Source organism: Pseudovibrio sp. WM33, assembly GCF_001623165.1.
GTDB lineage: Bacteria > Pseudomonadota > Alphaproteobacteria > Rhizobiales > Stappiaceae > Pseudovibrio.
This window is the reverse complement of sequence record NZ_LMCK01000051.1, coordinates 1-4,618: the sequence shown is the minus strand read 5'-3', so window position 1 is coordinate 4,618 and position 4,618 is coordinate 1. Positions and strand designations below refer to the sequence as shown.

Genomic DNA, 4,618 nt, shown 5'->3' with positions numbered 1-4,618 from the left:
TTCACATCAACATCGCTAAAGTCAGCGTTGATGATGACAATATTGGTGTTCTGTACAACTGTGATGTCGATGTCGTTCACAACTGGCACATCATTGGTGCCGTTGATCGTTACCGTCACAGTTTTGGTGATCACACCGCCATTGCCGTCATCGATCGTGTAGGTGAACGTGTCGGTTGCTGTCTCGCCAACGCTCAGATGGATGAACGCATCACCGCAATCATAAGAGAACGTGCCATCACCATTGTTGATCACAACACCAACCGTGGTGCTGTTGTCGATCGTGATGATGTGGGTGTCATTCACATCAACATCGCTAAAGTCAGCGTTGATGATCACAACATTGGTGTTCTGTACAACTGTGATGTCAATGTCGTTCACAACAGGCACATCATTGGTACCGTTGATCGTCACCGTCACGGTCTTGGTGATCACACCGCCATTGCCATCATCGATCGTGTAGGTGAATGTGTCCGTTGCCGTCTCGCCAACGCTCAGATGGATAAACGCATCACCGCAATCATAAGAGAACGTGCCATCACCATTGTTGATCACAACACCAACCGTGGTGCTGTTGTCAATTGTGATGATGTGGGTGTCGTTCACATCAACATCGCTAAAATCAGCGTTGATGATCACCACGTTGGTGTTCTGCACAACTGTGATGTCGATGTCGTTCACAACAGGCACATCATTGGTGCCGTTGATCGTCACCGTCACGGTCTTGGTGATCACACCGCCATTGCCATCATCGATCGTGTAGGTGAACGTGTCCGTTGCCGTCTCGCCAGCTCCTAACTCATCAAACTGGCCGTTTGGATCATAGTGGAACTTGCCATCGGCAAAAGTCACTTCACCTGTTGTTTCAGACGCATCAAATGTAATCGTGTGTATATCGGAATGGTCAGGATCTACATAATCAGGTGAAATCTCCAGAAAGCTTTCCTCTGAAGTAGACGCTGCAATATCTGATACGACTGGGTCATCATTTGTCCCAACGACGGTTACAACTACAGGGTGTGTAGCCGTGCCACCGGCTGCATCAGTAAGTTCCACCGTGAAGGTAAGTGTAATCTGCTCATCTGTAGCCAGATAGTCAAACACCGTTGACGCTGCCTCGAATGTCAGATTGATACGGCCATCTACACTGCTTTCTGAAGAAGTAACGCCTGTCACCTTAAGCAAAGTAGCAAGCTCAGAATTACTTAGAGAAGAAAGTCCGGTAGCAACACCGGTGAAACTGACGGACGAAACAGTCGCGCTGTGTTCGGCATCGGCTATATCCGCATCAGAAAATGCCAGTTCTAAACTGTCGGTAATTATTGAGTTATCAGCACTCTCCAGGAGGGCTAACTCATTGGAAAGATGAACATAATTCCCAAGAACATCCCGTTTGAAGGCATAAACAGCGCCTGCTTCGGCTGCTGTTTTATCACTGCCCGGCGTTCCAATGTAAATGATTCCATCATTACCAACAGCGACAAATTTTCCAAAAGCGTCACCCGCAGCTGCATCTGGAGCTACAAGCTTGTTAGAAATATATCCACCTTCTTCATCTGGCGTAAATACATAAGCAAAACCTTTGGTGTCAAAGCGCGGCTCTGCACCAACAACAATTACACCATCATTTCCGATTGCAATCGAGGTTCCTGCTCTGTCCAAAAGTGCAGCACCTTCCATTGGCAACTCAATAGGATCACCATACTCGCCATTTTCTGACGGGACATAGACATAAGCTGATCCTGAATCATAAAGATCAGCATCAGCACCCTTTGCACCAACAACAATCACTCCTTGGTCGTTTACACTTACAGAATTGCCAAACTGATCACCAGTATTCCCATCCGGCAACATGAGCTTTGTTGGAGTATCATAGAGACCGTTATCATTTTCTTGATAAACGTAAATGGCACCACTTTTCGGGCTATTACCGTCATCCGCAGGAGCTCCCACCACCATTAGCCCTGAGCTGTTAATGCTTACAGACTGCCCAAAAGAAGCATCCGAAGCAGCATCCAGCGCTTCTATTACTTCTGCAACATATTCTCCGTCAGCATTCAGAGTAAAGATTTGAACTACGCCTGATGGTTCCATGCCACTATCAACAGCATGAGGAGCACCTGTAATAATTGTCCCATCATTGCGTATCGCAACAGAACTGCCAAACTCACTTATAACGCCGCTTTCATCACTGAGCTTTACAGGCTCTCCATAGGTTCCACTCTCGTCAGGAAGATAAACATACAACGCTCCACCCAGGCCATCGACTTTTTCACCTACCACGACGACACCGGAATCATTAATCGCAACAGTTATCTGCGGACTATTCTGGCTAGCACTATCAGGCAGCGTAAGCTTCGTTTCAATATAACCACCTTGGCCATCGGGTTGACGAACTAACACCGCCGATTTGTCAGGCCCCAACTCATTTGGTGCACCAATAACGACTGTACCAAGGCCATTAACATCAAAAGCAGAGCCAAACCCGTCTAGGAACGTGCCGTTCCCGTCAAGCAGAAGCTCTGATGAAGTAATCGCCTCAACAGGACCAAACATAGGTGCATTATTGGAAGAAACAGAATCAGACATGCTAACCTCAAAGAAATCAATAAATTCTCCGAGACGCTTTCATGTAGGAAATCCGATATCAAATTGGATTTAATTCTCAATTTACTCAAAGTGATTTCAGGTGATCAAATCAATGAAAGAAAATCACGCATCGAGAACCCCGAGGTTAAATGGAGTGCCCCACACCAATGGCATCAAAATCACGGGTTATCAAAAGCACCTATCAATATGTCCAGTTTCATGGTGCATTTATGAGGTGATCTATTTGATTTTTCATGATATTTAATAGTCTCCGGAAGACTAATAACCTCTTCTGTACGTACCGGACTTGTACACTGTTGCGATCCGATTACACCCTCTCGAATATTTGAAACAACTGGGCTTAATGCTCTGAAATCGAACTTCTAATGTATTCAGGCAGGCATTAGTAATCTTCTAGCATTAGAAATGTTCAGGAAATTTTATTTGCAATCTATAGTTGATAATATTTTTGCAGTCCCTCTACAGTTGCTGTCGTCGTTGAAGGAAAAAACACTGTAAGTTCTGAAGAGCAGTTGCTAACGCAACATGTTTGCATCAGATCTCCAGTGGATCAAATGCGGCGAAGATACAAGAATGACCTCCTCACAAAAGGGGAAAGGTTGGGAGCAAGGCAGCGGTAAGAGCACCATGGCGCGACTGTTGCGGTCGATTACCGATCCCTGTGCGGTTTCTGCGTCCTCTCTTCCCAAGGATGAGCGTGACCTTATGGTGATGGCGCAAAACGGGCATGTGCTCAACTTCGATAATGTCTCGAAAATGGAAGGCTGGTTGTCTGATGCGATTTGTCGGATGGCGACGGGGAGTGGGTTTATCTCTCGCAAGCTGCACACGGATGGCGATGCCTATTGGTTTCAGAGGGCGAGGCCTGTGCTGCTTAATGGCATTCCTGCGTTGACTGAGCGGACTAATTTGGCAGAGCGGGCGCTTTCTGTTCGTCTCAAGCGGATTAATGAGGCGGGCCGTCAACCGGAAGAGTTGTTCTGGCAAGAATGAGAGCAGCTCAAACCGCGTGTGTTTGGCGTTATGTTGGATGCATTGAGCGTAGCCATTCGTAACATTGAGAGTGTGCGTTTGGACCGCCACTCACGTATGGCAGACTTTGCGCGTTTGATGGTTGCTGCGCCTTCCGGGCTTGGTTGGGAGGAGGGTGAGTTTCTGGAAGCTAATGAGAGCAACCGGCGTGGCACGGCGGAAGCTGTTTGTGAAGGCGATCCGGTTGCGGTGGCACTTCATGAGTTTCTCATGGTTCGGCAAGGTGGTGAGAGCTGGGTGGGTACGGCAACTGAGCTGCTGGCAGAGCTCAACATGATTGTGAGTGACCAGATCAGATCCTCACGTTTTTGGCCGACAAAGGTGAATGCACTTGGCAATGCGGTGGATCGGACAGCTCCGCTGTTGAGGCAGAAGCGAATACAGGTAACCAAGAAAGCTACAGGTTCAAGGCGGTTGATTTATCTGGATGTGATCTAGGGGTGATGTTATCGAACAGGTATGTTTTAAGAAACTTGTATTGAGGGGCTCATGAGTGATTTGCTGATCCCAGCAACAGAAGCGATTATTGAAGGCATCTCTGGTTCGGATCTGCGTGAAGTAATGAGCATCGAGTTCGGCACACTAAGTCTGTACTTAGATGACTCCGCGACGATATTGCTCAAAAAGGGCTTCTTGAACTTCACCTTGAAGAGTTGTGAATGCGCTTTGCTTCTTTATCCGATCCATAACTTTCAACAAAATGCAGTATCAGTTCGTTTTCAGGAAAGTCTTAATGAGCCTAACGCGAGCTGCGTCATGAATGTCTATGAAAAGGACGGACATATTGTCCTTTATCATTGGGAGGGCTTCCTTTCAGTTTTGGAAAGACAGACTATGAAGCTCGTCAGCCAGTCGTTTACCAAGTAACCATGACGCATACGGGTCCTTCCTGGGCTTTTCGTTGTCTACGGGTAGTTCGAGACCACGGTGCAAGCGCCTATGTGGTTTTCGCAAGGGCTTGATGTTTATGTTCATGT

General features: G+C 47.1%; 4 protein-coding genes. 3 read left to right on the top strand and 1 reads right to left on the bottom strand.

Features of this window, described 5'->3' with window-relative positions:
* On the bottom strand, positions 1-2,588 hold a 2,588-nt coding region (locus PsWM33_RS09700; RefSeq protein WP_193778385.1), incomplete at its 3' end, for a VCBS domain-containing protein.
* Positions 2,589-3,182: 594 nt separating this feature from the next.
* Here PsWM33_RS09700 and PsWM33_RS28000 point away from each other — a divergent pair.
* The 3 genes from PsWM33_RS28000 to PsWM33_RS09690 are packed head-to-tail and all read left to right on the top strand — an operon-like array spanning position 3,183 to position 4,508.
* Complete coding sequence (locus PsWM33_RS28000; protein ID WP_208994496.1) at positions 3,183-3,602, top strand: hypothetical protein; 420 nt, start codon at positions 3,183-3,185, stop codon at positions 3,600-3,602.
* A gap of 30 nt (positions 3,603-3,632) precedes the next feature.
* A complete protein-coding gene (locus PsWM33_RS27995) occupies positions 3,633-4,079 on the top strand; it encodes a hypothetical protein (protein WP_208994495.1) in 447 nt (148 codons plus the stop codon).
* Between the two features lie 51 nt (positions 4,080-4,130).
* Positions 4,131-4,508, top strand: a complete 378-nt coding sequence (locus PsWM33_RS09690; RefSeq protein WP_063300083.1) for a hypothetical protein — start codon at positions 4,131-4,133, stop codon at positions 4,506-4,508.
* Positions 4,509-4,618: the final 110 nt, after the last annotated feature.